Below are 25,829 nucleotides of genomic sequence, written 5' to 3' on the forward strand. Positions count from 1 at the left end.
GGTCGAACGTCTCGGCGGGGGGACGAACACTTCCGCTCGTGGGACGCACGCCGCCCAGGCCGTGTCCGACTCGGCGCGCTGCACCGGAATGGCCGGTTCCTCCAGCCAGCTCCGCACCAGCCGCGTGTACTCCTCGTCCATGTTCAGTCGTACTTCCCTTCCAGTGTCCACATCGGATTCTTGTGGGGTTCGAAGCGGAGCAGCACCGCCTCCTCGGCTTCGTGCTCGTCGGCCAGCAGCACCTGCATCCGGATCCGGGTCCCCGACCGCGCGTGGCCTGCCCCGGCCCGGACGCCGACCGGCCATGGACCGGCCCACGAAAGGACTTCACGCGGCTCACCGCCCTCGAAGCTCACAAGGAACGGCGCTGCGGTGATCCGGCGCCGCGCGGTCATCTCCACGACGCGCCCGCTCTCGTCAAGCACCTGGGCGGGTACCGGCCGAGCGAACACCGTCGCCGGGGAAGGCGACGGGAGCCGTCCGGCCCAGTTCGCGTCCACCTGCGCCGACTTCTCCAGTCTGTCGCCCCACGGCACCAGCCGGACCCGCTCGGCGGGATCGCGGCCGCCGTCGAGGACCGCGGTGAAGACGCTCTCCGGGCCGAGTAGCCCCTGCACCCGCACCAGCGCACGGCCGGCGCGCTCGCCGGACAGGCCTTCGTCCTCTGTGGACGGCCGTAGCCCGCCTGCCGAGGCCGCCTGCCACAACCCGAGTTGCAGCGACCGGCCTTCGACGGTCTCCTCCGGCTCCAGCCGCAACCGGACGACGCCGGACCGGGGCCGTGCCGAGGTGTCCCGGACTTTCAGCCAGCCTTCGAACTGCCAGCGCACCCTGTCCGCGACACCGAGCGGGGTCAGCGGTTCGGCGCAGCGCCACACTCGGCCGAGTTGTTCGCCGGTCTCGGTGGTGGCGTAGATGCCGAGGCGGGTGCAGGCCAGCCCGTGCGCGGCGAGCCCGGCGTGGAATCGTTCACCGAGCCCTTTCGCCACGAACGCGGCGGCGTCGACCCGGTCGATCGGCGGGTCGAACGCCCGCGCGAGCGAGAGTTCCGGCGGCGGACGGCGGCGCGACGGCGGCCGTTCGGACCGTCCTCGTGCCAGCCGGTGCGCGAGGACGCCCTCCATCCCGAAGCGCGCGGAGACGTCGCTTTCGTCGAGTGCCGCGAAGGCACCCAACGTGCGAAGGCCGAGTTGCCGGAGCAGGGTGACCAGTTCGGCTCGGCCGGTTTCGGGCTGATCGAGTTCGCGGATGGGCAACGGGGCGAGGAATTCCGCCGTCTCGCCCGGCTCGACCAGCGTCGACCGGCGAGCGGCGAGCGTCGCGGCGAACAAGCCGTCGGCGACGCCGACCTGGCATTCCACCCCCGCCGCCACGGACACCTCGTCCACCAGCCGTTCGAGGAGGCCGTGTTCACCGCCGAAGTAGCCGGCCGCGCCCTCGACCGGGACGGCGACGATCCCCGGCCGCACCACCTCGACCCCGACGGCCAGTTCCTCCACCGCCCGCACGACGGACTCGAAGAGCCGGGCGTCACGGCCGTCGTCCTCGCCGAAGACCGCCAGCTCCGGACAGCAGGATTGGGCCTCACGCCGCCGCATCCCGCGGCGGACGCCGTCCCCTCTCGCCACCGCGGTGCAAGCGACCACACGGTTCGCCGAGAAGACCGCGGCCGGACGGCCGACGGGCTCACCTGCGACGGCCGCGGCGGCGACCGCCGGCCAGTCCGGGCACCACAGCACCAGCATGCGCACGGGCGGATTCACGCCGTCCCCCACCTGGTCGCGGGAAAGTCCGCCCGCTCGACCTCACCTTCGCCGGGAAACCGCAGCAACGCCGACATCGGCTGGGCGGCCGCACCCCGGCCACCGGCCCGCACCTCGACCTCACGGGCACGCAGGTAGCCCGCACCATCGCCCTCGAAGCCCGTCCAGCGCGAACGGCGGCAGCTCAGTTCGACCTCCGCACCGGGCCAGGAACCCAGCGAAAGCAGCACCGAGCCACGGTTGCGAGCGCGCGCGGACAGCCGTCTCGCCACGTCGGGCCGGGCGAGCCCCGGACCGACGACCACGAGATCGAAGCCGTCGAGCAAGGCCGCGGTCACCGCCGGGAACTCGGCACCGGGACGGGGGACCAGCGCGAGCCTGCCCACCTCGACCCCGAGTTCCGCGGCGGCGACCACCCCGAGCGCAGGCAGGCCGACCGCGACCGCCCACGCACCGCCGGCGGTCGCGGCGGCGAGCAGGGTGAGCATCAGTGACGTGGACCCCAGCACCGAAACGGTGCTCCCGCGCCGGAGCCCCGCGGCGGGCAGCAGACCGGACAACGCCGGGGACACCGGGAGCACCCTTCCCGTAGTCCTCGCGTGTTCGGCCGCGGAAGCCACGCCACTGGCCGTGCTCACTCCTGGCAAGGCCGCCAGCCTCGCCAACGGCAAGGCCCGTGCCTCGACCACCTCCGCTGTCACCGGACCTCGCCTCCCCACGACACCTAGACCGTCCATAGAGGACGGCGCTGGGCATGCCACGGGGAAGGCGGCATCTCGAACAGGTGTTCGATGACTCCAGTAGACCGGGTCTCGCTGTGGTTGTCAAGCGATGAGGGAACGATCACCGGACCTGTCATGCCGAAGCCGGGAAGCCGCGGGACCATCGACTTCACCAGTTACCAGGCGGTTTCTGTCATTCTGGACGCCATGCCCTCGGAAGCCTTGCGTCGCGCGTTGACCGACCCCGGCGAGCCGCCGCTGCGCCCACTGCCGGACGAGGTCGCCGCCCTGCTGGACCGGCTGGCCGCTCCCCCGCGGCTCGCCGCCCATCTGCGAGCGGTCCACGACGTGGCCGTCACGCTGGCCGACTGGCTGGAAAAGCGGCATCCGGAGGTGGACTTCGACCGCGAAGCGACCCTTTTCGGCGCCGCCGTCCACGACATCGGCAAGACGATCCACCCCGGGGAGTTGTCCGGACCCGGCTCCGCGCACGAACAAGCCGGTTACGAACTCCTTCTGTCCCAAGGAATCAGCGAAGAGCGGGCTCGATTCGCGCGAACGCACGCCGCCTGGGGTGAGGACGTCGGCGTCGAGAATCTGCTCGTGAGCACCGCGGACAAAGTATGGAAGGCGAAGCGGGTCGAGGATCTCGAGCAGCTGCTGGTCGACCGCTTGACCGTCGCGAGTGGACAGTCGTCGTGGGAGGTATTTCTGGCGCTGGACGACATACTCGATCGGATCGCGGCAGACGCCGACGGGAGGCTGGCCTTCCAGGCGCGCCATCCCGCCTCGGAAACGTAGTCCTTCGCCTACGCTTCCCGGCGTACGAGCTCTTCCGCCAGCTCGACGACGATCCCCTCCGGGCCGCGGACGTAGCAGAGCCGGTAACTGTCCTCGTATCGCACCAACTCGCCGACGAGTGTGCCGCCGTGCGGCCGCAAATGTTCGAGGGCGTCCTCGATGTCCTCGACCGAGAACACGAAGTGGCGAATGCCGGGCGTGTTCATCGGCGCGCGCGAATCACCTTCCCACCTCTCCGGCGTCCGGTATTTGATCAGCTCCACTCCTCCGTGGCCGTCCGGCGGCCGCAGCACCGCGATATCCGTCCGGACCCCTTTCAACCCGGTGAGGCGGTCGACCGTGTCACCGGTGAGCGATGCCTCGCCTTCCAGTTCGAGACCGAGCGCGATGAAGAACGCCTTGGCCGCTTCGAGATCGTGGACGACGACACCGACGTGTTCCAGCTTCTTCAGTTTCATGACAGGTCCTTTCAGGCGCTCTGGCGCGCTGCCCGCTGACGCAGGAGTTCTTCGACGGCGGAAGGCAGGGTGGTCTCGAAGTCGATGAGCTTGACCCAGGTCGGGGTCACCACGATGCGGACCATGCCGTCGTAGAGCGACCGCACTTCCTTTTCCCACTCGACCCGCTGCTCGGGCGTCATCTCGTAGCTGCCGTTCCACTGCAGGTACTCGTCGGGGATGCCGTCGACGAGGTCCAGCTCGGCCGTGCCGCGGATGAGCAGCACCTTCGGCGGATGCGATTCGGTGTCGATCGTCAAGGCGACGGCGGGGTTGCGGCGCAGGGCGGGCAGCTTCCGCGCGTTCGTCGCGGTGCACATGACGATCTCCACGCCGTTCCAGTGGATCCCGATCGGGATCGCCCGCGGCGTGCCGTCGAGCGCGGTGTAGGCCAGCCGGGCCAGGTCACGGGCCAGGAGTTCCTGGCTGTGCGGGCGGTTCAGGATCTCGTCGATCGTGCTCTGCCGCATGTCGCTCTCCTCGGGTCGCTGTCTTCACGGACACCCCAGGGACGCCGCTGTCCCCGGCACTTCGACACTCCAGAATGCGACCCGCGTCACTTCGCCTTTAGCGGGCTAAACGCGATCTGTTTGTCGAAACGGCACCTGGCCAGGCGTCGCGTCTGTGAAGGCACGCGAGAGAGGACAGTCATGACGAAGGAAACCGAGGTCCGTTTCGAGGGCTTCCTGCCCACCACGCCCGCCGACACCTGGGCCGCGATCACGACGGGCAGCGGCGGCTGGCTCTGGCCGATCCAGTACGAACCGCGCGACGGCGGCGCCGAGTCCGGCCTCACGCCGAACGGCGGCATGGTGACCGTCTGGAAGCCGTCACAGCGCTTCGTCACCTACGCGGAAGACGAGAACGGCTGGTTCAACACGCTCGAGTACGTCCTCGAACCGAAGGACGGCGGGACCTACCTGCGCTACGAACACACCACGGTCCTCGACGACGTCGAATACGACGCGTGCGAGCGGCACACGGCGTTCTACTACCACTCGTTCGGCGAGTACCTGACGCACTTCAACCGGCGTGAGGTGAAGTACTTCAAGACCGACGCGCCCGAAGCCTCGAAGGCCCCGGAGGCGTTCGAGGTCGTGCGGGCCGCGATCGGCGCGACGGTCGCGGGCGACCAGGTGCGCTTCGAGGTGCCGGGCGTCGGCACTATCGAAGGCGTCGTCGACTATCTGACGCAGGCCTTCATCGGCGTCCGGACCGAAGACGCGCTGTACCGCTTCTACGGCCGGAACGTCTGGGGCTGGCCTGTCGGCATCGGGCACCACCTGTTCGCCGAAGACGCCGACGCGGACAAGGCCGAGAAGGCGTGGACGGCTTGGCTGAACGGCCTGTACGCCTAGCGGGGCAGGTTCTTCGCGAGCTCGGCCCCGACGGACTTCGCCGCTTCGGCGGACTCCGCGGGCGGGATCGGCGAGTTCGTGAAGAACCCCTTGTCCCAGCCCTTGTAGGTGACGATGCCGACGTACACGCCCTGGGTGAAGCGCAATTCGGCTCCGCTGAAGGCGCTGTCGGTGTCCAGAGAAACGAGAACCGCCTTCTCCCCGATGCCCTGCACCTGCTGCTGGCGTTCGGACGGCGCGGCCGACCCGACGGAGGACTCGGCCGCGCGCTTCTCGGCGTCCGGCCCCTCGTGGCGGTAGACCATGACCTGGAGGGTGCGGTCGTGGACGTTGTCACCTTCCGGCGCCGCCCAGGAGCAGCCGTACTGCTTGGTGACGATGTCGCCCGCTTTGATCTCGTTCTCGCGGACGCCCTGGAAGCTGCTGGTGACCGTCTTGTTCAGGGTCTCCGGAGAGACCTTGCACTCGGTGGGCGGCTGCTGGGAGACCGGCGCCTTGCCGACGGACGAGTAGTACTCCGACGCGAAGATGCCGCCCGGGATGCCCAGGCCGAGCAGGACGACGCCACCCACGATCAGGCCGACGATCAGCCCGGTCTTTTTCTTCTTGGGCGGCTGCCCGTAGCCGGGCGGGGGACCGTACCCCGGCCCCCCGGGCTGGGGCGGACCGTAACCCGGCTGCTGTCCGTATCCCGGTCCAGGTGGCGGGCCCTGACCCGGACCTTGGCCGTACCCCTGCGGCGGCTGATGCACCGATCCTCCTACCGATCCTCGCGTACGCTCACGCGTCGCGTTTAGCCCGCTAAAGGCGACACGCGGCCAGCATGGCACGGCGGCCGGGGCCGGGCACCGGGAACGCCCGCGGTGCTGTCCGCGGGCGCCCCCGGATCGCGATTAGGGGGCTGAACGCAAGTCGGCGCCGGATCGCGTTTAGCCCGCTAAAGGCGACGTCGGCGCTGGGACCGGCCGGATCGCGATTAGGGGGCTAAACGCAAGTCGGTGCTAGTGGGCGAAGTGGCGCGTGCCGGTGAGGTACAGGGTGACCCCGGCGGCCTCGGCGGCGGCGATGACCTCGGCGTCGCGGATCGAGCCGCCCGGCTGGACGACGGCGCGGACACCGGCCTCCAGCAGGACCTCGAGACCGTCCGGGAACGGGAAGAAGGCGTCCGAAGCGGCGACGGCGCCCTTCGCCCGGTCCCCCGCCCGCGAGACCGCGAGCCGCGAGGAGTCGACTCGGTTGACCTGCCCCATGCCGACACCGACGGTCGCGCCGTCGTTCGCCAGCAGGATCGCGTTCGACTTCACCGCGCGCAGCGAACGCCACGCGAACTCGAGGTCGGCCAGCGTCCGGTCGTCGGCGGCCGCGCCGGTCGCCAGGGTCCAGTTCGCCGGGTCGTCGCCCTCGGCGGCGATCGTGTCGACGGTCTGCACCAGCATGCCGCCGGAGATCGGCCGGAACTCGATCGGATCCGGCGACGTGATCGCGGGCAGCTTCAGCAGCCGCACGTTCTTCTTGCGCTGCAAGATCTCCAGCGCCTCGGCGTCGAAGTCCGGCGCCAGGACGACCTCGGTGAACACCTCGGAGATCTGCTCGGCGGCCTCGCGACTCACCGGCCGGTTGGTCGCGATCACCCCGCCGTAGGCCGAAACCGGGTCGCAAGCGTGCGCCTTCCGGTGCGCCTCGGCGATGTCCTCGCCGACGGCGATCCCGCACGGGTTGGCGTGCTTGATGATCGCGACGGCCGGGGCGTCGAAGTCATAGGCGGCGCGGCGCGCGGCGTCGGTGTCGACGTAGTTGTTGTACGACATGGCCTTACCGTGCAGCTGTTCCGCGTGCGCGAGGCCCGGCCGCCAGTGCTTGTACAGCGCGGCCTTCTGGTGCGGGTTCTCGCCGTAGCGCAGCACGTCGCCGCGCTCCCACGAAGCGCCGGTGAAGTCCGGGAAGCCGGAGTCGTCCGCGGGCGCGTAGACGTTGGCGAACCACGAGGCGACGGCGGTGTCGTACGCCGCGGTGTGCGCGTAGGCCTGAGCGGCGAGCCGCTTGCGGTCGGCCAGCTCGAAACCGCCCGTGGCGACGCGCTCCAGCACCCACCCGTAGCGGGACGGGTCGACCACGACGGCGACACTGCCGTGGTTCTTCGCCGCGGCACGCACCATCGCCGGGCCGCCGATATCGATGTTCTCGACGCAATCCTCCGGGCTCGCGCCCGAAGCGACGGTCTGCGTGAACGGGTACAGGTTGACCACGAGCAGGTCGAACGGCGCGATGTCCAGCTGCCTGAGCTGCTCGACGTGCTCCGGGCGGTCGCGGTCGGCGAGCAGGCCCGCGTGCACGCGCGGGTGCAGCGTCTTGACCCGGCCGTCGAGGGACTCGGGGAACCCGGTGACCTCTTCGACCGGCGTCACCGGCACCCCGGCGTTCGCGATGACCTTCGCCGTGCCGCCGGTCGACACGATCTCGACACCCGCCGCGTGCAGCCCGGTGGCGAGTTCGAGCAGGCCGGCCTTGTCCGAGACGCCGATCAGCGCGCGCCGGACGGGACGCTGTCCCTGTGCGGTACTCACGAAAACCTCACCTTTCGTCCCTCGACCGCGCACCCGCTCCGGCCGAGTTTTTCGATCGTTTCCACCAGGAGCCTGCGTTCCACGGCCTTGATCCGCTCGTGCAGGACGTGCTCGTCGTCATCGGATTCCACGATCACCGGCGCCTGCGCGATGATCGGCCCGGTGTCGACTCCGGCGTCGACGAAATGCACCGTCGACCCGGTGATCTTGACGGCCATCGCCAGCGCGTCGGCCACGGCGTGCGCGCCGGGGAACGACGGCAGCAACGCCGGATGCGTGTTGATCACGCGGCCGGGGAACCGCGCGAGGAACTCGGCGCCGAGGATCTTCATGAACCCCGCCGAGACGACCAGGTCGGGCTGGTAGGCGGCGACGGCTTCGGTGATCGCCTTGTCCCACGCCGCGCGGTCCGGATGGTCGGCCATCCGCACGGTGAACGACGGCACGTCGGCGCGTTCGGCGCGTGTGAGCGCTTCGATCCCGGTGCGGTCGGCGCCGACGGCGACCACCTTCGCCGGGAAGTTCGGCTTTTCGACCGCGTCGAGCACGGCTTGCAGCAGCGTGCCGGAACCGGACGCGAGGACGACGAGCTTCACCGGAGTGGGCAGGTCCAACCGACTAGCCAGAACGGGCTCCTTGCCACGGCGGTACGCACTCGGGCGTACGGCGCTTCACCTGGTCGCGACAACCCTAACGGTCGCCGCCGGGCGCGCTTTCGTCGCCGGACCCGTCGGTGGACTCGGTCACAGCGATGTCCTGCTCGGGCTCGGTTTCGGGCGGGGTTTCGCCGGAATCTTCACCCAGCTCGCGGGCGAGTTCCGCTTCGGCCTCGTCGTCCAGATCGTCGTCGGCCGGCACTGCTTCGTCTTCTTCGGCCTCGACGGCTTCTTCTTCAGCTTCGAAGACTTCTTCCTCGACCTCGACCTCGACGGTGGCTTCGGGCTCTGTCGGCGGCGCGGGCGGCTCGTGCGCTCCGGCGAAGAAGGCGACGAACCCGCCGGGGATGACGATCCAGCAGAAGGCGATCACCGACGCGACCCCGACCGGCACGCTGACCGGGTCGAACGGCCCGTCGCCGAGCCTGCCGCCGGAAAGCGTCCCGAGGATGACGCAGCCGAACGCGACGAGCGCGCCCGCGACGGCGACCGCCCGCATCCGCGGCATCGGATCCTCGTCGATCGCGCGGATCTTCCAGCCGACGAGCGCGCCGGTCAGCGCGGGCAGGAGCAGCAACGCCGGCCACCAGACCGCGTGGTGCGACGGGATCCCCGCCAGCACCGGCACGCCCGGCAACTGTCCTTCCTGGTAGCCGAACATGCCGACGGTCAGCGAACCGACCGAGAAACCCGGACCGGTGGTGAAGGACAGCGCGGCGACGACCGCGTTCGGCAGGTACGCCACGGAAAGCACGAACAGGCCGAGGCTCGCGCCGAGGCCGGGTTCGAACAGACTGTCCACAGTGGACCAGGAGAACGCGGTGGCGACGGTGAACACCACCGCGCCACAGGCGACCATCGCGGCGAGACCGAGCGCGCCCGCCCGCAGGCCATGGACGGCCACCGGGTCGAACCGGTCCCGCACCGTGGCGGGAAGTCCGCAGCGCTTGGCGACGCCCGCGACGGCGGCGAGTCCGGCGATGAGTCCCGGTACGCAGAAGGCGGTCAGCGGGTTCACCCCGATCGGCGATCCGCCTGCCAGCAGGGCGATGAACACGCCGAACAGCGCGTGCGCGCCGGCTGTCACCGCCACCACCGGGACGGCGTCCGCCGGGGTCCGGCCGCCGATCCGGCGCACGGCGCGCGCGGCCGTCCGCGCCGCGAGCCCCGCGACGACGAGCGTCGGCAGCAGCGGCAGCACGCCGAGCGGATGACCGCCGATTTCGAGTTCCACCTGCCACGCGGCGAGCCAGCCCGGTCCGGCGGCGAGCACGGCGCCCACGGCGGAGAACCGGGAACGGTCGGCGGCGAACGCGACCACCGCGAGAACCATCGCGACAGCGGTGTAGGAGAAGAGCAAAGGCGTGCAGGCCGCGGCGAGCAACACCCGAACCCGCTTCGCCCTGGACACCTCCGGCTCGGGGACGGGGTCGCTCACCGGCTCTTCGCCCGGCGGGCGTTCGTCGCGGGTGAGCAGCTTCATGATCCGCACCATGACATCCGGACTGGGCCGTCCGGGTGAGGCACGCCGCCACCGGGTGACGCGCGTGGCCCAACCCACCCGGTCGGGTAACCCGGAAAAGAAAAGCACCCACTGTGACACGGAGAGTCACAGTGGGTGCTTTTTTGTGCGAAAGGTCAGCTTTGCCGGTCGAACCCACCCGGCGGCGTGCCCGGGTTCTGGCCCTGCTCCGAGGACGGCGGCTGCTGGAAGAACTGGCCCTGCTGCGGCGCGTACGTCGTGGCCTGCTGGCCCGGCGGCTGCGTGACCGGCGGCTGGAACCCGCCCGGCTGCGCGAACGGGGCGGACGGCTCACCCTGCTGCTGCCCCTGCTGCTGGCCCGCGCCGGGGAACGGCTGGACCTGCGTGGCGGCCGGACCCTGCTGACCCTGCTGGCCGAACGGACCCTGCGGGCCCTGCTGCGGGAACTGCTGGCTGTAGGGGGCCTGCGGCGCCTGCTGCTGGGGCTTCGCGACGGGCAGCTTGAGGACGTCGTGCTCGAACAGCAGCGCGGCGACCGCGACCAGCATCTGCAGGATGCCGAGGATCAGCACCACGGTGATGATGCCCGGGACCGAGACCTCCGGGCGGCCCTCGCCGCCGTCGACGGTCGGGTAGCCGATGATCAGGTCGAGCGCGCCGAACGCGCCGAGCACGCTGAACAGCGCGGCGAACGGCAGCACCTTCGGGCCGCGCGGCAACGCGTGCAGTGCCGCGAGCAGACCGCCGACCAGGAGGAAGACCGAGACCTCCTTGGCGGCGTCGGCCTCGTCGGAGAAACCGACGAAGAACTGCACCAGGCCGAGGACGGTGACGGCGAGCGCGAGCAGCAGCGCCAGGTTCAGCGGAGTCGCCGGTGACGACGGCGCCTGCTGCTGCGGGAAGGCTCCCGATCCTGGGTTGGGGTGTTGCTGCCCGCCACCCTGCTGGGGGTAGCCGGGCCCACCGCTGGGATAGGACATCCGAATGCTCTCCTGTCGTTGGACCGGCACCCGGGGCACGCGGGACCCCCGGGACAAAACGAGGCGGCTGTGATGCTCGAACGCTAGCGCACGCACGCGGTCATCTCGCCCCTCGGGCTCTGAGACGTCTGTACACCCCATCGGGTTCCGCGCGGAACCCCTCAGCGACGTCCGTTTCGCGTTTAGCCCCCTAATCGCGATCCGGTCGCCGGATCGCGATTAGGGGGCTAAACGCGAAACGGCGGGCCGGGCACCTGGGTGGGTGCCCGGCCCGCCGGGGAAGCGCTCAGTCTCCGAAAGATCAGAGGCTGTTGTACAGCTCGCGCGCCAGGACGGCGGTCTCGCTCGGGGTCTTCCCGACCTTGACGCCGGCGGCCTCGAGGGCCTCCTTCTTGGCGGCGGCCGTGCCGGAGGAGCCGGAGACGATGGCGCCGGCGTGGCCCATGGTCTTGCCCTCGGGCGCGGTGAAGCCCGCGACGTAGCCGACGACCGGCTTCGTCACGTTGTCCTTGATGTAGGCCGCGGCACGCTCTTCGGCGTCGCCGCCGATCTCGCCGATCATCACGATGACCTTGGTCTCGGGGTCCGCCTCGAACGCCTCGAGGGCGTCGATGTGCGTGGTGCCGATGATCGGGTCGCCGCCGATGCCGACACCAGTCGAGAAACCGATGTCACGCAGCTCGTACATCATCTGGTAGGTCAGCGTGCCGGACTTCGACACCAGCCCGATCGGGCCGGCACCGGTGATGTTGGCCGGGATGATGCCGGCGTTCGACTTGCCGGGGCTGATCACGCCGGGGCAGTTCGGCCCGATGATGCGGGTCTTGTTGCCCGTCGCGACCGCGTGTGCCCAGAAGTAGGCCGAGTCGTGCACCGGGATGCCCTCGGTGATCACCACGGCGAGCGGGATCTCGGCGTCGATCGCCTCGATGACCGCGGCCTTGGCGAACTTCGGCGGCACGAAGATGACCGAAACGTCGGCGCCGGTCTCCTTGATGGCCTCCTCGACCGTGCCGAACACGGTGAGTTCCTTGCCCTCGATGGAGACGGTCTGGCCGGCCTTGCGGGCGTTGACGCCACCCACGATGTTCGTGCCGGACTTCAGCATCTTGGTCGCGTGCTTCATGCCCTCGGAGCCGGTGAGCCCCTGGACGATGACCTTGCTGTTCTCGTTGATGAAGATCGACATCTCACGCACCTGCCGCGGCGAGCTCGGCGGCCTTGTCGGCCGCGTTGTCCATTGTGTCCACCACGGTGACCAGCGGGTGGTTCGCGTCGGCAAGGATCTGGCGACCCTCGACGACGTTGTTGCCGTCCAGCCGCACGACGAGCGGCTTGGTGGCCTCGTCGCCCAGGATCTTCAGCGCCTCGACGATGCCGTTCGCGACCGCGTCGCAAGCGGTGATGCCGCCGAAGACGTTGACGAAAACGCTCTTCACGTCGGTGTCGTTGAGGATGACGTCCAGCCCGGCCGCCATGACCTCGGCCGAGGCGCCGCCGCCGATGTCGAGGAAGTTGGCGGGCTTGACGCCGCCGTGCTTCTCGCCCGCGTAGGCCACGACGTCCAAAGTGGACATCACGAGGCCCGCGCCGTTGCCGATGATGCCGACCTCGCCGTCGAGCTTGACGTAGTTGAGGTCCTTGGCCTTGGCCTTCGCCTCGAGCGGGTTCTCCGCGTCCTTGTCGACCAGGGCCTCGTGGCCCGGCTGACGGAACGAGGCGTTCTCGTCGAGGGTGACCTTGCCGTCGAGGGCGATGATCTTGTCCTGCGGGTCACGGACCAGCGGGTTGACCTCGACCAGCGTCGCGTCCTCGGAGACGAAGGTCTCCCAGAGCTTCACGACGACGTCGGCGGCCTCGTCGACCACGTTCTCCGGGAACTTGCCCGCGGTCAGGATCTCGACGGCCTTCGCCTTGTCGACACCGATGATCGCGTCGACCGGGATCTTCGCGAGCGCTTCGGGACGCTCGACGGCCAGCTGCTCGATCTCCACGCCACCTTCGGCCGAAGCCATCGCGAGGAAGGTGCGGTTCGCACGGTCCAGCAGGAAGGAGAAGTAGTACTCCTCGGCGATGTCCGAGGCTTCGGCCACCAGCACGCGACGCGTGATGTGACCCTTGATGTCGAGACCGAGGATCGCCTCGGCCTTTTCCGCGGCCTCGTCCGGCGTCTGAGCCAGCTTGACGCCGCCGGCCTTGCCGCGGCCGCCGGTCTTGACCTGCGCCTTGATGACGACCTGGTTGCCGATCTTCTCGGCGGTGGCCTTGGCTTCTTCGGGGGTGTTTGCCACGGCACCCGGCAGAACCGGTACTCCGTGGGCGGCGAAGAGATCCCTCGCCTGGTATTCGTAGAGGTCCACTACTCCAGTCTCCTGACGACACGCCACTGTGGTGGTCCGTTGCCGGACCGCGCTGTCGGACCAGTCGAGGTTAGCGACCTGCGTAGAAGCAGGGGACTCCGCACCTGGTGAAGTCGGTCACCGTACGCGGTCAGACGGTGTTTCCACGGTGTGAGACCGCACACCGGAGACCCAGTTCGCCGCCTCTTCCAGGCTTTCGAAGGCGTTTTCGAACTCGGTGGCGCCGTTACCGACCGCGAAGAGAAGGACGTCCGGGAGCGCGTCGGCGAGCCCTTCCGGCTCACTCGCGCCCCGTACGACGCCGAGGATGTCCGGATCCTCCTGTTCGGCCGTCCGGACCAAGTGTTCGAGAGTGTCGAGGCGTCCGGCGTAGACGACCTCGACGCCGTCGTCACGCAACAGCCTTCCGAGCGCGACCGCCGAACCTTCCTCGACGCCGTACTCGGCCAGCACGACACGCAGGAGGCGACGGGTCACCCGGACCGCCGCGAGCCCGCGATGGCCATCCCGGCCGCGATGAGGGACACGACGGCGGCGCCCAGCGCGAGCCAGAACCCGATCCCCGCCGACGCGCCGTCGTACTCCGACCCGACGAGCGGCAGTTCCGCCGCGCGCAGGCCGAGCACCAGCGCGGCACCGGCCAAGGCGGCCGCGGCCGCGATCGGGCGTGAGCGCACGACGAGCGCGTACAGGCCGAGGACGACCGCGAGCGCGCCGAGCAGACCCCACGACGCCGCGCCGAAGTCCGACCACAAGCCCGGTGCGGTGTAGCCGGGCGCGGTGAACACCGGCGTGCCGAACGCGGCGATCGCCAGCACCGCCGCGGCGGCGACCGGGGTGAGCACGGTGCCGTTCGCCCGCGAGCCGTCCAGCTCACTGTCCATCGCGGCGTCCATCGCGGCGTCGTCGGTGACGTCACGTTCCACGACCCCGGTGATCACCGCGGCGAGCGCGGCGACGGCCGCCAGCGCGAGCGCGAGGAACGTCCAGGTGACGCCCGGGCCCGCCGAGTAGCCGACCTTGTCCGGCAACGGCAGCGGGAGGTCGACGCCGAACAGCGCCGGGTCGACCGCCTTGTCCTCGGTCACGGACAAAGCCGCGCTCAGGACGCCCGCGCCCGCGAGGACCACACCCGCCCACGTGGCCGCGACGACTCCCCTGGCGAACGGCGAGAGCCGCGGCACGAAGACGAACAGCGCGGGCACGGCGAGCACGACGGCGGCGCCGAGCAGCAGCCAGCGCGCCGGCGTCTCCGGGACGGGCGTCGGACCGTTGGCCTTCAGCACCGGTGTCAGCGCGCCCGCGACCGCCGCCGCGGCGGCGAGCAGCGCCAGCCCACCGGTGGCCGACCGCCACCAGAACAGCCCGGGCAGCCTGGCCTCGCCCGCCAGATCACCGGTCGCCGTCTCGCCCACTTTCTCGACGTCGAACCGGGTGAAGGCCAGCCCGAGCAGCGCCAGGCCCGCGACGGTCACCAGCACCGAACCCGGCGCGACCGAGAGCCGGTCCACGACCAGCCCCGCGACCACCGGCGGCACACCGACCGCGAGCGCCGCCAGTCCGGCACCGGCGAACCCGCCCTTGCCGACCGCTGCCGAGGGCGAACTCACCGCCACGAGCACGGTCAGCGGAAGCAGGGCCGCGAGCAGCAGGTATCCGGCCATCGCGACCGTCGGTCCCTCGAAGGCGTTCTTCGCCAGGAGGTACGCGTTGTCCGAACCGAGCGGTGCGAGCAGCAGGCCGATCCCTCCCGCCACGCCGAGCACGGGCCCGAGCAGCCGCCAGCGGCGCCGTCCGTCGAGTTCGCCCGCCAGTTCCGCCTCGTCGCGGGCGGGCCCAGCGGCGAACGCCCCGGCGGCGAGCGTGAGGAGGTGGCCCGCCACCAGCGGCCACAGTCCAGGCCCGGCCGGAGGCAGCGTGAGCAGACGGTCGGCGAGGAACAGTTCCGGACGCGCCGCGAGGGATCCGTCCGCGAGCAGTTGCAGGTCCAGCAGCAGCCGCCCGGGCGCGAGCGCGGTCAGCCCGAGCACCAGCCCGGCCGTGAGCCCCGGACGTCCGGACACCACCGCGTAGACCACGGCCACCGCGGGCGCCAAGGCCAGCACGACCAGCAACGGCCCGGCGGCGAAACCGGGCGAACCGCCCCGGACGGCGGGCATCAGCGCGCCGACGGCCAGCGCGACCGCACCGGCCGACACCAGCCCCGCCGAGGGCAGGAGCGCTCGCGGGCGGGCGCCCGGTTCGCTCCGGAGTGGTTCGGCGGACGCGGTCCCGGGGACGGCCTGCCCGGTGGAGTCCGCGGGTACTGAAGTCACTGCGGATTCGTCACCGGGGTGCCGTGAGCGCGAAGTCATCGACGGCGACGCTAGCAAGCCGGGTTCACGCGGGCCCGCCAGCAGGGGCGTCGCGGGTCCCACCAGCGCTCAGCGGCACTCAGTGGCGCTCAGCGGTGCTCACGGAGGGCCTCGACGGAGGACGGAGACCGAGAGTGGGTAAACCTCCTTCAACATCACCGGGCAACCGGTTATTTCCCTCGTTTGCCTCCTTCCCGGCCCTCCGGTACCCCCGAATGGCCCCATGATCTTGTAACGCAAGTCACAAGGTTACGAGTAAACCTCCACTAACTTTGGGTAATCTTCACTGGATAACGGCCAGATCGCCGTCGCCCGATCGGCCGAGGGCGCGACCAAATCTTGCTGACGGGGGTGCCGCTTCGTTACTGTCCCCAGGTCCCCATTACAGTCAGATCACGAATGAGAGCATCGAACGAACCACCCCCGAGGTCGTTCACCGGGTTCCCCCGCCCGGGCTCTTGATCCGACTCCCCGAACATGGAAGGCCCCGTCTTGGCTTCACACCGCTCCCCCGGCGGCCAAGCTCCTTCCCCGGCGCTCGAGAACGCACTCGATGGTGCGGTCGTTCGCGTCCGGGGCTCGCACCGACTGTCGCCCCCGTCCTCGGCCCTCCGCGGCCGTGTCGTGGTCTCGGCCGTCGCTGCCGGCGCCTTCGCGGCCGCCGTCGCCGGGCAAACCCTGAAGTCCGTTTCGGAAACCTCCGACGCCGCCGTCACCCCGCTGGCCAGCACCCAGGACGCGAGCGCCTCGTTCGCCCTCGGTGGCGGAGCCGCTGGTGGCGCCCCCGAGTTGCTGCCGACCAGCCAGTCGGCGAACGGCTCGGCCGAGGCCCAGAAGCTCTCGGACAGCAACAGCATCACCCAGGCCCGCGTGAAGCGTGAGGCCGAAGCGGCCCGCAAGGCCGAAGAAGAGGCCAAGCGCCCCAAGACCTGCATGCCCACCAAGGGCAGCTTCACCTCGGGCTTCGGTGCCCGGTGGGGCACGAGCCACCTCGGCATCGACATCGCGGCCCCGATCGGCACGCCGATCGTCGCGGCCTCCGACGGCACGGTCATCGAAGCGGGCCCGGCCAGCGGTTTCGGCCTCTGGGTCAAGGTCCAGCTCTCCGACGGCACGGTCCACGTCTACGGCCACATGAACTCGTTCTCCGTCCGCGAAGGCCAGAAGGTCAAGTGCGGCGAAGAGATCGCCGAAGTCGGCAACCGCGGCCAGAGCACCGGCCCGCACCTGCACTTCGAGGTGTGGCAGAACGGCACGAAGAAGATCGACCCGCGCCCGTGGCTCTCCGCCCGCGGCGTCAACGTCGGCTGATCGAGCCTCTTTTCCTCTCTCCACACCGGTGACCACGCCCGAGGCAAGGGCACGCCGGGCAACGACGCTCTGGCGTGCCTTCAGAACCTCCGCTCCCCCCGTTTCGGGCACAAGGGAGCGTCGTAGGTCCACCGCCGTGGAGCGAGTTCGGTTTTCCGGGCCCTCAAAGGCCTCATACGACACTGTCGCGCGGCCTTCGGATGAAGTACCCCACGGCGACCTGCCACACCGTGCAGAGCCCTGCCGGGCGCCGTCTGGTCGGCAGCCATCCGGCGAAAATTCCCCGAGAAGGATCTCGGTACCCGGCTGACCGCGGCCCGAACAGCCATTGCCGCGCGTGCCCGCATACGACGCACCGTCCGACCCCGTCCGGTTCGTGCGCCCGCAGTAACGCGCGCCAGGCCGCGACCAGCCTGAGCACTTCCGGCGGTTCCGGACCCCGATCCGGTCCCGCCCCTTCTTCAACACCCCGCAAGTAGTCGAGTACCCCAGCCGCGAGAACCCCAAACAAGACCCCGTCCACACCGTGCGCCCCCTCCCTGGTCGGGGGACACCGGCTTGTCCAGCATACCCCAGCGCATCGAACTCGTGTTCGATGGCACAGGTATACGGGAGGGGTCCGACAGTTTTCGGATGCGGTGGCGAAACCGCAGGTCAGGGCTAGAGTTTGACCATCGGCACGCTGCCGATGAGCATCAGCCGGACCTTGCCGGCGGCGCCGAAGTCGATCGTCGCGGTGGCTCGCGGTCCGGCTCCGTCGCAGGCGAGGACGGTCCCGAGCCCGTACTTGTCGTGGCTGACCCTGTCGCCGACGTCGAGCTTGAGCGCGACGGTGTCCTTCCAGCCCTTGCCGAACGGGCTCGTACCCGTCGACCTCGACGGCGACGCTGAGCCACCGCCACGGCTCCCCCAGGTCGTCGCGGCACGCGGCGAACCGCCCGACGAACCGAAACCGCCGGAGGACGACGACGGCGCGAGCCTGCGCCAATCGACCAGTTCGGCGGGAAGCTCGTCGAGGAACCGCGAAGCCGGGTTCATCTGCGGCTGACCCCAGGCGGAGCGCACCATCGAACGGGAGACGTACAGCCGTTTCCTTGCCCGCGTGATCGCGACATAGGCGAGACGGCGTTCCTCGGCCAGTTCAGTCGGGTCACCGAGCGCGCGCATATGCGGGAAGATCCCGTCTTCCCAACCGGTGCAGAAGACGACGGGGTACTCGAGGCCCTTCGCGGTGTGGACGGTCATCAACGTGACCACACCGGCGTCGTGCCCGTCGCCGTCATCGCCGCCGTCGGCCGCGGGAATCGAGTCCGCGTCCGCCACCAGCGAGACCCGCTCCAGGAACGCTGGCAGCGAACCCGGCTCCGGCACGCCGGGATCAGCCTCGGGCAGTTCGCCGTCCGGACCGGCGACCTCGGCGGTGAACTCGGTGAATTCCCGTGCGACGGTGACGAGTTCCGTCAGGTTCTCCACCCGCGAGGCGTCCTGCGGGTCGTCGGACTCCTCGAGTTCCGCGCGGTAGCCCGTGCGCTCCAGGACCGCTTCGAGGATGTCGGCGACCTCGGCGCCGCTCTCGGCGATTTCGCCGAGTTCGTCCAGCAGCTCGACGAAACCGGTGATCGCCTTGGCGCTACGCGGGTTCAGCAGCGGCACCTCACCGTTGACGGCGCCGCGCAACGCCTGCGCGAACGAGATGCGCTCACGCTCGGCGTACGTCGCGATGACCGCTTCGGCGCGGTCGCCGATGCCGCGTTTGGGGACGTTCAGGACACGACGCAGGCTCACCGTGTCTTCCGGGTTCGCCAGCACCCTCAGGTACGCCAGCATGTCCCGGACCTCGCGCCGTTCGTAGAACCGCACGCCGCCGACGACCTTGTAGGGCAGGCCGAGGCGGATGAAGATCTCTTCGAAGACACGCGACTGGTTGTTGGTGCGGTAGAAGACCGCGACGTCGGAGTAGTCCGCTTCGCCCTTGTCCGCCAGCGCGTCGATCTCACCCGCGACGAACGCCGCCTCGTCGTGCTCGTTGTCCGCGACGTAGCCGACGATCTTCTCGCCGTCGCCGGAATCGGTCCACAGCCGCTTCGCGCGCCTGTTGGGGTTGCGCGCGATGACCGCGTTCGCCGCCGACAGGATCGTCTGGGTCGAGCGGTAGTTCTGTTCCAGCAGCACGGTCCGCGCGTTCGGGAAATCGCGTTCGAATTCCTCGATGTTGCGGATGGTCGCGCCGCGGAAAGCGTAGATCGACTGGTCCGCGTCACCCACGACGCACAGTTCGGCCGGGTCGATCCCGGCCTCGTTCGCCTCGGTGCCGACCAGTTCGCGGATCAGCGTGTACTGCGCGTGGTTCGTGTCCTGGTACTCGTCGACCAGTACGTGCCGGAACCGCCGCCGGTAGTACTCGGCGACGTCCGGGAAGGTCTGCAGGAGTTCGACCGTCCGCATGATGAGGTCGTCGAAGTCGAACGCGTTGGCCTGGTTCAGCCGCCGCTGGTACTCGACGTAGACCTCGGCGACCCGGCGTTCGAGATCGTTGCCCGCGTCGGCGACCGCCGTGTCCGGGTCGATCAGTTCGTTCTTGAGGTTCGAGATGTGCACGGCGAGGGTGCGCGGCGCGTACCGCTTCGGGTCGATGTCGAGATCACGGGCGACGAGCGTGATGAGGCGCTTCGTGTCGTCCGAGTCGTAGATGGAGAAACTCGACGACATCTCCAGCGTTTTGGCCTCACGGCGCAGGATCCGCACACACATGGAGTGGAACGTCGACACCCACATGGCGTTGGCGCGGCGGCCGACGAGGTCGCTCACCCGCTCCCGCATCTCCGCGGCCGCCTTGTTGGTGAACGTGATCGCCATGATCTGGCCGGGATGCACGTCCCGCTCGGCGAGCAGGTACGCGATCCGCCTGGTCAGCACCCTGGTCTTGCCCGAACCCGCGCCCGCGACGACCAGCAGCGGCGCGCCCGCGTGGGTCACGGCCTCGCGCTGCGCCGGGTTCAGGTCGTCGAGCAGGTCCGCGTGCCGTGGCTTGGCCGGGCCGTCCGCTGGGAGATCGAAGAGGGTGTTCATCGCCGGTCCACGCTACAGCGCCGGGCGTAGGCGCTGTTGTCGCCTGCCGTCCGACGCGCGGGCGGTGTTCGCGGCGGAGGATCGGATGCCATGGACACCAACGGAATTCCCTCCCGGCTCAGGGCCGCCGACACCGACCGTGAGCGGGTCGCCTCGCTCATCCAGGCCGCCGGCGGCGAAGGTCGTCTGACTCTCGAAGAAGTAGAAGACCGGCTCAGCACTGTGTATTCCACCAGGTACACGGACGAACTCGCCACGCTCACCTCGGATCTGCCGAAACCCGCGCCGAAGCGGCGCCCTGTCGCCTTCGGGCATCCGGCGGTGCGGATCCACCTGGCGGTCGCCGTGGTGCTTTCGGTGCTGCTGATCGTCCGCTGGACGGTTTCGGATGTGCCGTTCTTCTGGCCGGCGATGCCGATGTTCTGGCTGGCCATGAGCGTCCTGGTGCACGCGCGCGTCCGTGGGGCGCGGCGCCGCTTCAAGCGGGAGGACGACTTCGCTGTGGCATAATGATCGGTATGCGGCACCACGCGATGCGATTTTTTTACGGGAACCGGACTCCGGCTCCCGTGATCGCATAGTGCCTCAATGCCATCACCCGAAGCCCCGGAGTCCACGGACCCCGGGGCTTTACGCTGTTCCGGGGGCCAGCAGGGAATCCGGACCGAAGAGAGGTCCCGATGGACACCACAGCCGAAGAACCCATCGCCACGGCCGAAGAGATCGGTGAGCTCCGCAAGGAGATCGACTGGCTCGACGGCGAGATCCTGCGGCTGGTCAAACGCCGCGTCGAGGTCTCCAAGACGATCGGCGCCGCCAGGATGGCGGCAGGCGGCACCAAGATCGTCTACAACCGCGAGATGGACGTGCTCGCGCGCTACCGCGAACTCGGGCCGGAGGGACGGCAGCTGGCGATGGCTCTCCTGAACCTGGGACGGGGCAGGCTCGGCCGCTGACCCACGCCTCCAGGCCCCACGGCCCGGATCGCGTTTAGCCCGCTAAACGCGAAGCGGCCGCGTCACGATCGCGTGCCGTGAGGTGAAACTCAGGGTGTTCCCCGAGCCACGGCGGCTCGGGACAAGGCAAACTGGACACATGATTAACCTCATCGCCGTCGTGATCGCGATCGCCGGCGTGCTCGCCGCGTTGGGCCATCTCGGGTATCTCGCCATGTTGAACAATGCGGCGGGTAAGCGTGCGGGCGGTACGCCCATCGCCCAGTACGTCAAGTCGCGTTGGCCGATCGCAGCGGGTACCACTGCCGCCTCACTGTTCGCCTGGTTGCTCACTAGTGGGGGAACGACGCTCGACATCATCGCCATTTTGCTTGCAGCGGGTAGTGGAGTCACGGCCGCCAAGGCCCTGCAATCGACCCAGCAGAAGTACCGCAGCGGTAACTGAAGGCCCTGACCTGCCCGGATAGCACTGCGTTACGTCACCAAGCCCGTTCGGCCGCGCCCGACCGAGTGAAACATCTGCAACTTGCAGAGTGGGTGAAGACTTGCGGGTGTCGAGCTTTTACTGTGGCTCCCGTGAGGACCCTTGCGTCTGGGTCGGGCGATGCCCGAATGACGCGCGGGGGCAATAGCCCCGCGCGTCCACCGTCGCATGCGCGTGCATTTGCTCACGAGAGTGCCCGGGAGTCTGCAAGCGAGGGATCCCGTGAAACCGCTGCTCCGTTCGGCTTAACCGGTGTCACATCGCCGTCAGGGCCGGCCCGCGAGGGGGTCGCTCGGACATGAACGGCTGGGCGGAACACCAGGGACGTACCGGACGGGACGGCGCCGCGCACTCGGGCCGCCACCGGGCAGGCGGCGGCGAGGGCTGGACCCCGCCCGTGCCGCCGAGGCGGCAGCGGCCGACCGGGCACGGGCAGCACGCGCACAGCGAGTTCGCCCCACCCTCCACCGGTTCCCTTCCCCTGCCGCCACCGCGGAACGGGAGGGCGCCGAGCCCCGGCTACGCCCCATCGAGCGGCAGCCTGCCGCTCCCCCAGCCCGCTCGCGAGGTACCCGTGGAACGCCTGGCCCGCGTCGAGGTCTCGTTCACCGAACCCGTCCGGCCTTCCGCCGAAGAACGGCGCGCGAAGGCCGCCCAGCGCACGAAGGTGACACTGACCGCGCCCGCCCCCCGCCGCCCCGAACCGGTGGAGACCGAGGTCAACGACGACGACGTCCGTGTCTACCTGGCCCCGCCCGTCGACGGTCTGAGCACCTTCGACCTCGGTTCGGTGCCCGCCTCGGTGACCCCGCCCAAGACCTGGCGCAAGGCCGCCTGGTTCGCCGCGGCCGCGTCCGCGCTGGTCGTCGTCGGCCTGCTCTTCGCCGGTTCGTTCCTGGTCGGCAAACCCGCCCCGGAGCAGCAGAGTCAGGGCGGCTGGCCCGGCTACCGCGGCGGCAGCCCACTGACCAACGAAGGCGTCGTCGCCGACCCGACCACCCCGCCGCAGGGCGGCGCGGCCGGCAACCCGTCCGGTTCCGCGACCGACTCCTCCACCCAGGACGACCGCAGTTCCGCCAATTCGGGCACCGCCTCAGACAGCGAGACCGCCGGCACCAGCGGGTCGCGGCCCGACTCGGGTGGACCGGTCACGAGCGGGCAGCCCGCGCGGTCGTCGAGCGACCGGCCGCAGAAGCCGCCGGTCATGCCCGCCGACCGCACCACCACGACGGCCCCCTGGTACGCGTCGCAGCCGGACGCGCAGGCGATGGGCGACAACACCGAGGTCTTCCTCAACACCGTGACCACCGACCCCCACGAAGCCTCCTCCGTCACCTCCGGCGGCCTGCGCGAAGAAGGCGCGCAGGGCCTCCGTGAGCGCTACGCCGACGTCGCCTACTTCGAGGTGAAGAAGGTCAGCATCGACCAGCGCCGCGGCGTCACGGTCAACACCGTCGAGGTCACTCACAAAGACGGGACGAAGACCATGGAGCAGCGCACGCTGACCTTCGGTGAGGACGACAAGATCGTCGACGACGGCATGTAGGTGTCCTCGCACGTGCAAGTGTCCTGTTCCTCTGCACGTGCGGTGCGGCGAGCGGTTGTCCCTGGTCCGGGTGGGTGACCTAAGCTGCCGTTCGTCGTATGGCGACGGCATTCCGGCGATAGAGCCTGGCCGCGGACCGTCTCACAGGGTTACCTGACGACTGCAGGGTCCGCACCGTTCAAAGACGGCCGCGCGGACCAAAGGCGTCGGGCCGAACGGCCCAGCGCCTGCCCCGGACCAGAGCGAGGAATTTCGTGCTTGATCGACAGCGCAATCGGCGTGAGGACGCCGTACGTGTCGAGGACGTCATCCCGGAAGAGATCCTGAACGACACCCGCGTCGACCGCGAGTACCTCGAGCAGGTCTTCCGTGAGCCGCAGAAGTTCGTTCCCACCCGCACCCGCGAAGAGCCGTCACCACGGCCCGAGCCCGAAGAAGAGCCGGAAAGCCGCACCGCCCGGCTGGCCAAGCTGGCAGGCCTGGTCGCCGCCGGCCTGCTGGTCGCGGGCGCCGTCGTCACCGCGGGCGTGCTCGCGGGAGCCCAGCGGCAGGACCCGGTGCCGGGCGCCGCCTCGCCCGAGGTGATGAGCGGAGCCGCCGCGCTCGGCGGGCTCGCCGTCCCGGACGCCACCGAGCCGCAGCAGAAGCAGGAGACGCCGACGCCGACGGGCACCAGCACGTCGGCCCATCCGTCTTCGGGCACCGGCTCGGGTTCGGCTCCGTCGCACGGTTCGGCGTCCAGCAGCACCAGTTCGCAGCCGGTCGCCAAACCGGCCGCGATCAGCACGGCCGAGGACAAGATCGACGCGGTCCGGAAGTTCTACCAGACCGTCGACGCCGACCCCTACGGCGCGATGTCGCTGCTCACGCCGGTGCTGGCCGACTCCGAAGCCGGCAGGCTGATGCAGGCGTGGAGTGCCATGGACGCCATCCAGATCCAGGACATCCGGGAGCAGGCCGACGGTACGATCCTCACCGTGGTGACCATGCGCAATCCGGACGGCGGCCTGCTCCGGGTCACGCAGGTGCTGGAATTCGCCGACGAGACGACGGGTCTGATCACCGACGCCCGGCTGCTGTCCGCGCAGCACATGTGACGGACACCCGGCGTGAAACAGCCCTCTACCCAGGGCGATCAGAGCGTACCGCGTGTGTGTGCGCAGAGTGAGGGCCTAGCCTTGTCACGAGTCGGTCTCGGAAAAGCCGGCACACAGACCACTACATGTGCATACGCTCCAACGCTGTGGCGTGCTGAAGGCCGCACCGCGTGCGCGGACCAACTCCGCGACGTGAAGACGGAGCCCAAAGGGAGGTCGCGTGAGCGACGAGGGTCGCCTGGTCGCCGGTCGATATCGCATCGCCGGGCGGATCGGCACGGGCGCGATGGGTGCCGTCTGGCAAGCGCACGACGAGGTACTCGGCCGCACGGTGGCGATCAAGCAGTTGCTGCTGCAACCCGGCCTCGAGGCCCACGACGCCGAGGACGCCCGCCAGCGCACCATGCGTGAGGGCCGGATCGCGGCCAGGCTGCACCACCCGAACGCCATCTCGGTGTTCGACGTCGTCACCGACGACAACGGGCAGCCGTGCCTGATCATGGAGTACCTGAACTCCAGCAGTCTCGCCCAGGAGTTGCAGGAGCACCGGACGCTGCCACCGATCGAGGTGGCCAGGATCGGCGCGCAGGTCGCGGCGGCGCTGACCGAGGCGCACGCGGTCGGCATCGTGCACCGGGACATCAAACCCGGCAACATCCTGCTGGCGCCCAACGGCACCGTGAAGATCACCGACTTCGGCATCTCGCGGGCCAAGGACGACGTCACGGTCACGAAGACCGGGATGATCGCCGGAACCCCCGCCTACCTGGCGCCCGAAGTGGCCATCGGCGGAGACCCGGGCCCCGAGTCCGACGTCTTCTCGCTCGGTTCGACGCTCTACGCGGCCTGCGAAGGCCAGCCGCCGTTCGGCCTCAGCGAGAACACGCTGAGCCTGCTGCACGCGGTCGCGGCCGGGCAGATCATCCCGCCGCGCCAGTCCGGCCCGCTCGCCAGCGTGCTGGCCGTGCTGCTGCACCCGGAGATCCGGCACCGGCCCACCGCCGAAGAGTGCGAAGAACTCCTCGCCGCTGTCGCGCGGGGTGAAACGCCGCTGGGCGGTCCCGCGGACGAGACCGTGCTCGCCGCCCCCATCGCGGGCGCGCTCGCGGGTGCCGGGGCGACCCAGGCGCTCGACAGCGAGGCCGCCGGGCACTCGGGCTCGCTCCTCGACGAGCAGGCCGCGGCGGGTCCGTACTACGACGACGAGGACGACTACCACCAGCCTGCCGCGTCGAGGTACCCGGAAGACGACTACGACGGGTACGACAACTACGACGAGACGGCGTTGCTGTCCGAACGCGGCCACCCCGGCGGACCTGCGCCCACGCGCGCCGTCCCGGTGCCCGGGGGCGACTACGACGACGATTACGACGACGCGCCGCCTCCCCCGCCGCCGCCCACCCGCGCGCAGACCAGCCCGGTGAACGAGGACGACGAGAAGCCGGGCGCGTGGAAGAAGCCCGCGATCATCGGCGGTGTCGTGGTCGTGGCGCTGGCCGCGCTGGGCTTCTGGCTGCTGAGCCCGAACAACCCGGAGACGCCCGCGCAGGTGGGGAACTCCTCGACGAAGCCGCTCCCGTCGGCGACGTCTTCGGCTCCCGAGACGACGGAATCGCCGTCGGAGACGCAATCGGCCGAGCCGCCCAAGGAGACGGCGAGCTCGTCGAAGAAGACTTCGAGCAAGGCGACTCAGCCGCAGGAGCCGGATCGGCCGACTCCGACGAAGTCGACCCCCAAGTCGAGTGACACACCGACTCCGTCAAAGACTCCGACGCCCACGAAGTCCGAACCGACCGAGTCATCTCCACCGCCGGCTAACGGGTGATCC

The 25,829-nt window shown here is 69.9% G+C and carries 23 protein-coding genes; 9 read left to right on the plus strand and 14 right to left on the minus strand.

All coding sequences use genetic code 11. From position 1 onward, the window contains the following. Positions 1-143: 143 nt before the first annotated feature. Positions 144-1,745 carry a DNA polymerase Y family protein gene (locus ACLARN_RS02625; RefSeq protein WP_409490001.1) on the minus strand — a complete coding sequence of 534 codons (1,602 nt, stop codon included), beginning with the start codon at positions 1,743-1,745 and terminating at the stop codon, positions 144-146. A gap of 14 nt (positions 1,746-1,759) precedes the next feature. After that, positions 1,760-2,464, minus strand: coding sequence for a hypothetical protein (locus ACLARN_RS02630; RefSeq protein ID WP_409489695.1), 705 nt, complete (start codon positions 2,462-2,464; stop codon positions 1,760-1,762). Positions 2,465-2,692: 228 nt separating this feature from the next. On the opposite strand from ACLARN_RS02630, the gene ACLARN_RS02635 reads away from it, so the two are divergent. Then, positions 2,693-3,286 carry an HD domain-containing protein gene (locus tag ACLARN_RS02635; RefSeq protein WP_409489696.1) on the plus strand — a complete coding sequence of 198 codons (594 nt, stop codon included), beginning with the start codon at positions 2,693-2,695 and terminating at the stop codon, positions 3,284-3,286. Between the two features lie 8 nt (positions 3,287-3,294). Here ACLARN_RS02635 and ACLARN_RS02640 read toward each other — a convergent pair whose 3' ends face one another. Together ACLARN_RS02640 and ACLARN_RS02645 are read right to left on the minus strand one after the other, a co-directional pair. After that, positions 3,295-3,744: a VOC family protein gene (locus tag ACLARN_RS02640; RefSeq protein ID WP_409489697.1), complete on the minus strand. Its 450-nt coding sequence runs from the start codon at positions 3,742-3,744 to the stop codon at positions 3,295-3,297. An 11-nt stretch (positions 3,745-3,755) separates the two neighbouring features. Further along, positions 3,756-4,253 carry a pyridoxamine 5'-phosphate oxidase family protein gene (locus tag ACLARN_RS02645; protein WP_409489698.1) on the minus strand — a complete coding sequence of 166 codons (498 nt, stop codon included), beginning with the start codon at positions 4,251-4,253 and terminating at the stop codon, positions 3,756-3,758. 180 nt (positions 4,254-4,433) lie between these two features. Between ACLARN_RS02645 and ACLARN_RS02650 the strand changes: the two genes are divergently transcribed. After that, on the plus strand, positions 4,434-5,141 hold the full coding sequence (locus tag ACLARN_RS02650) for an SRPBCC domain-containing protein (RefSeq protein ID WP_409489699.1): 708 nt from the start codon (positions 4,434-4,436) through the stop codon (positions 5,139-5,141). Here the strand turns inward: ACLARN_RS02650 and ACLARN_RS02655 are convergent. The 9 genes from ACLARN_RS02655 to ACLARN_RS02695 all read right to left on the minus strand — a co-directional run bounded on the left by ACLARN_RS02655 (position 5,138) and on the right by ACLARN_RS02695 (position 15,538). Next, a complete protein-coding gene (locus ACLARN_RS02655) occupies positions 5,138-5,893 on the minus strand; it encodes a hypothetical protein (protein ID WP_409489700.1) in 756 nt (251 codons plus the stop codon). The two genes, ACLARN_RS02650 and ACLARN_RS02655, sit on opposite strands and share 4 nt — an antisense overlap. A gap of 249 nt (positions 5,894-6,142) precedes the next feature. Then, positions 6,143-7,705, minus strand: coding sequence for a bifunctional phosphoribosylaminoimidazolecarboxamide formyltransferase/IMP cyclohydrolase (gene purH / locus ACLARN_RS02660; RefSeq protein WP_409489701.1), 1,563 nt, complete (start codon positions 7,703-7,705; stop codon positions 6,143-6,145). Beyond that, complete coding sequence (gene purN, locus ACLARN_RS02665) at positions 7,702-8,319, minus strand: phosphoribosylglycinamide formyltransferase (RefSeq protein ID WP_409489702.1); 618 nt, start codon at positions 8,317-8,319, stop codon at positions 7,702-7,704. The genes purH and purN overlap by 4 nt, the downstream gene beginning before the upstream one ends. 76 nt (positions 8,320-8,395) lie before the next feature. Next, the gene (locus ACLARN_RS02670) at positions 8,396-9,856 is read right to left on the minus strand and encodes a DUF6350 family protein (RefSeq protein WP_409489703.1); all 1,461 of its coding nucleotides are present in this window, start codon (positions 9,854-9,856) and stop codon (positions 8,396-8,398) included. A 143-nt stretch (positions 9,857-9,999) separates the two neighbouring features. Next, positions 10,000-10,824, minus strand: coding sequence for a DUF5336 domain-containing protein (locus ACLARN_RS02675; protein WP_409489704.1), 825 nt, complete (start codon positions 10,822-10,824; stop codon positions 10,000-10,002). A 301-nt stretch (positions 10,825-11,125) separates the two neighbouring features. Continuing rightward, entirely contained in the window at positions 11,126-12,013 is an 888-nt protein-coding gene (sucD, locus tag ACLARN_RS02680) for a succinate--CoA ligase subunit alpha (RefSeq protein WP_409489705.1), read from the minus strand. A gap of 1 nt (position 12,014) precedes the next feature. Further along, positions 12,015-13,184, minus strand: a complete 1,170-nt coding sequence (sucC, locus tag ACLARN_RS02685; RefSeq protein ID WP_005165132.1) for an ADP-forming succinate--CoA ligase subunit beta — start codon at positions 13,182-13,184, stop codon at positions 12,015-12,017. Between the two features lie 117 nt (positions 13,185-13,301). Beyond that, positions 13,302-13,661 (minus strand): hypothetical protein, encoded by a 360-nt coding sequence (locus tag ACLARN_RS02690; protein WP_409489706.1) that lies wholly within the window; start codon positions 13,659-13,661, stop codon positions 13,302-13,304. Further along, positions 13,658-15,538, minus strand: a complete 1,881-nt coding sequence (locus ACLARN_RS02695) for a hypothetical protein (protein WP_409489707.1) — start codon at positions 15,536-15,538, stop codon at positions 13,658-13,660. The genes ACLARN_RS02690 and ACLARN_RS02695 overlap by 4 nt, the downstream gene beginning before the upstream one ends. Positions 15,539-16,162: 624 nt before the next feature. On the opposite strand from ACLARN_RS02695, the gene ACLARN_RS02700 reads away from it, so the two are divergent. Then, on the plus strand, positions 16,163-16,849 hold the full coding sequence (locus ACLARN_RS02700; protein WP_409489708.1) for a M23 family metallopeptidase: 687 nt from the start codon (positions 16,163-16,165) through the stop codon (positions 16,847-16,849). Positions 16,850-17,509: 660 nt separating this feature from the next. Here the strand turns inward: ACLARN_RS02700 and pcrA are convergent. Then, the gene (gene pcrA / locus ACLARN_RS02705; RefSeq protein ID WP_409489709.1) at positions 17,510-19,918 is read right to left on the minus strand and encodes a DNA helicase PcrA; all 2,409 of its coding nucleotides are present in this window, start codon (positions 19,916-19,918) and stop codon (positions 17,510-17,512) included. Between the two features lie 90 nt (positions 19,919-20,008). Between pcrA and ACLARN_RS02710 the strand changes: the two genes are divergently transcribed. From ACLARN_RS02710 to ACLARN_RS02735, 6 genes are all read left to right on the plus strand, one after another. Next, positions 20,009-20,428, plus strand: a complete 420-nt coding sequence (locus ACLARN_RS02710) for a DUF1707 domain-containing protein (protein ID WP_409489710.1) — start codon at positions 20,009-20,011, stop codon at positions 20,426-20,428. A gap of 170 nt (positions 20,429-20,598) precedes the next feature. Further along, the gene (locus ACLARN_RS02715; RefSeq protein WP_409489711.1) at positions 20,599-20,874 is read left to right on the plus strand and encodes a chorismate mutase; all 276 of its coding nucleotides are present in this window, start codon (positions 20,599-20,601) and stop codon (positions 20,872-20,874) included. 139 nt (positions 20,875-21,013) lie between these two features. After that, positions 21,014-21,319 (plus strand): hypothetical protein, encoded by a 306-nt coding sequence (locus tag ACLARN_RS02720; RefSeq protein WP_409489712.1) that lies wholly within the window; start codon positions 21,014-21,016, stop codon positions 21,317-21,319. Between the two features lie 337 nt (positions 21,320-21,656). After that, complete coding sequence (locus ACLARN_RS02725) at positions 21,657-22,904, plus strand: hypothetical protein (protein ID WP_409489713.1); 1,248 nt, start codon at positions 21,657-21,659, stop codon at positions 22,902-22,904. A 254-nt stretch (positions 22,905-23,158) separates the two neighbouring features. Further along, complete coding sequence (locus ACLARN_RS02730; RefSeq protein WP_409489714.1) at positions 23,159-24,001, plus strand: hypothetical protein; 843 nt, start codon at positions 23,159-23,161, stop codon at positions 23,999-24,001. A 220-nt stretch (positions 24,002-24,221) separates the two neighbouring features. Further along, entirely contained in the window at positions 24,222-25,826 is a 1,605-nt protein-coding gene (locus tag ACLARN_RS02735) for a serine/threonine-protein kinase (RefSeq protein WP_409489715.1), read from the plus strand. Positions 25,827-25,829 lie beyond the last annotated feature (3 nt).

Origin of the sequence: Amycolatopsis sp. cmx-11-12, assembly GCF_046269425.1 — a bacterium.
In the GTDB taxonomy this organism is placed as follows: domain Bacteria; phylum Actinomycetota; class Actinomycetes; order Mycobacteriales; family Pseudonocardiaceae; genus Amycolatopsis.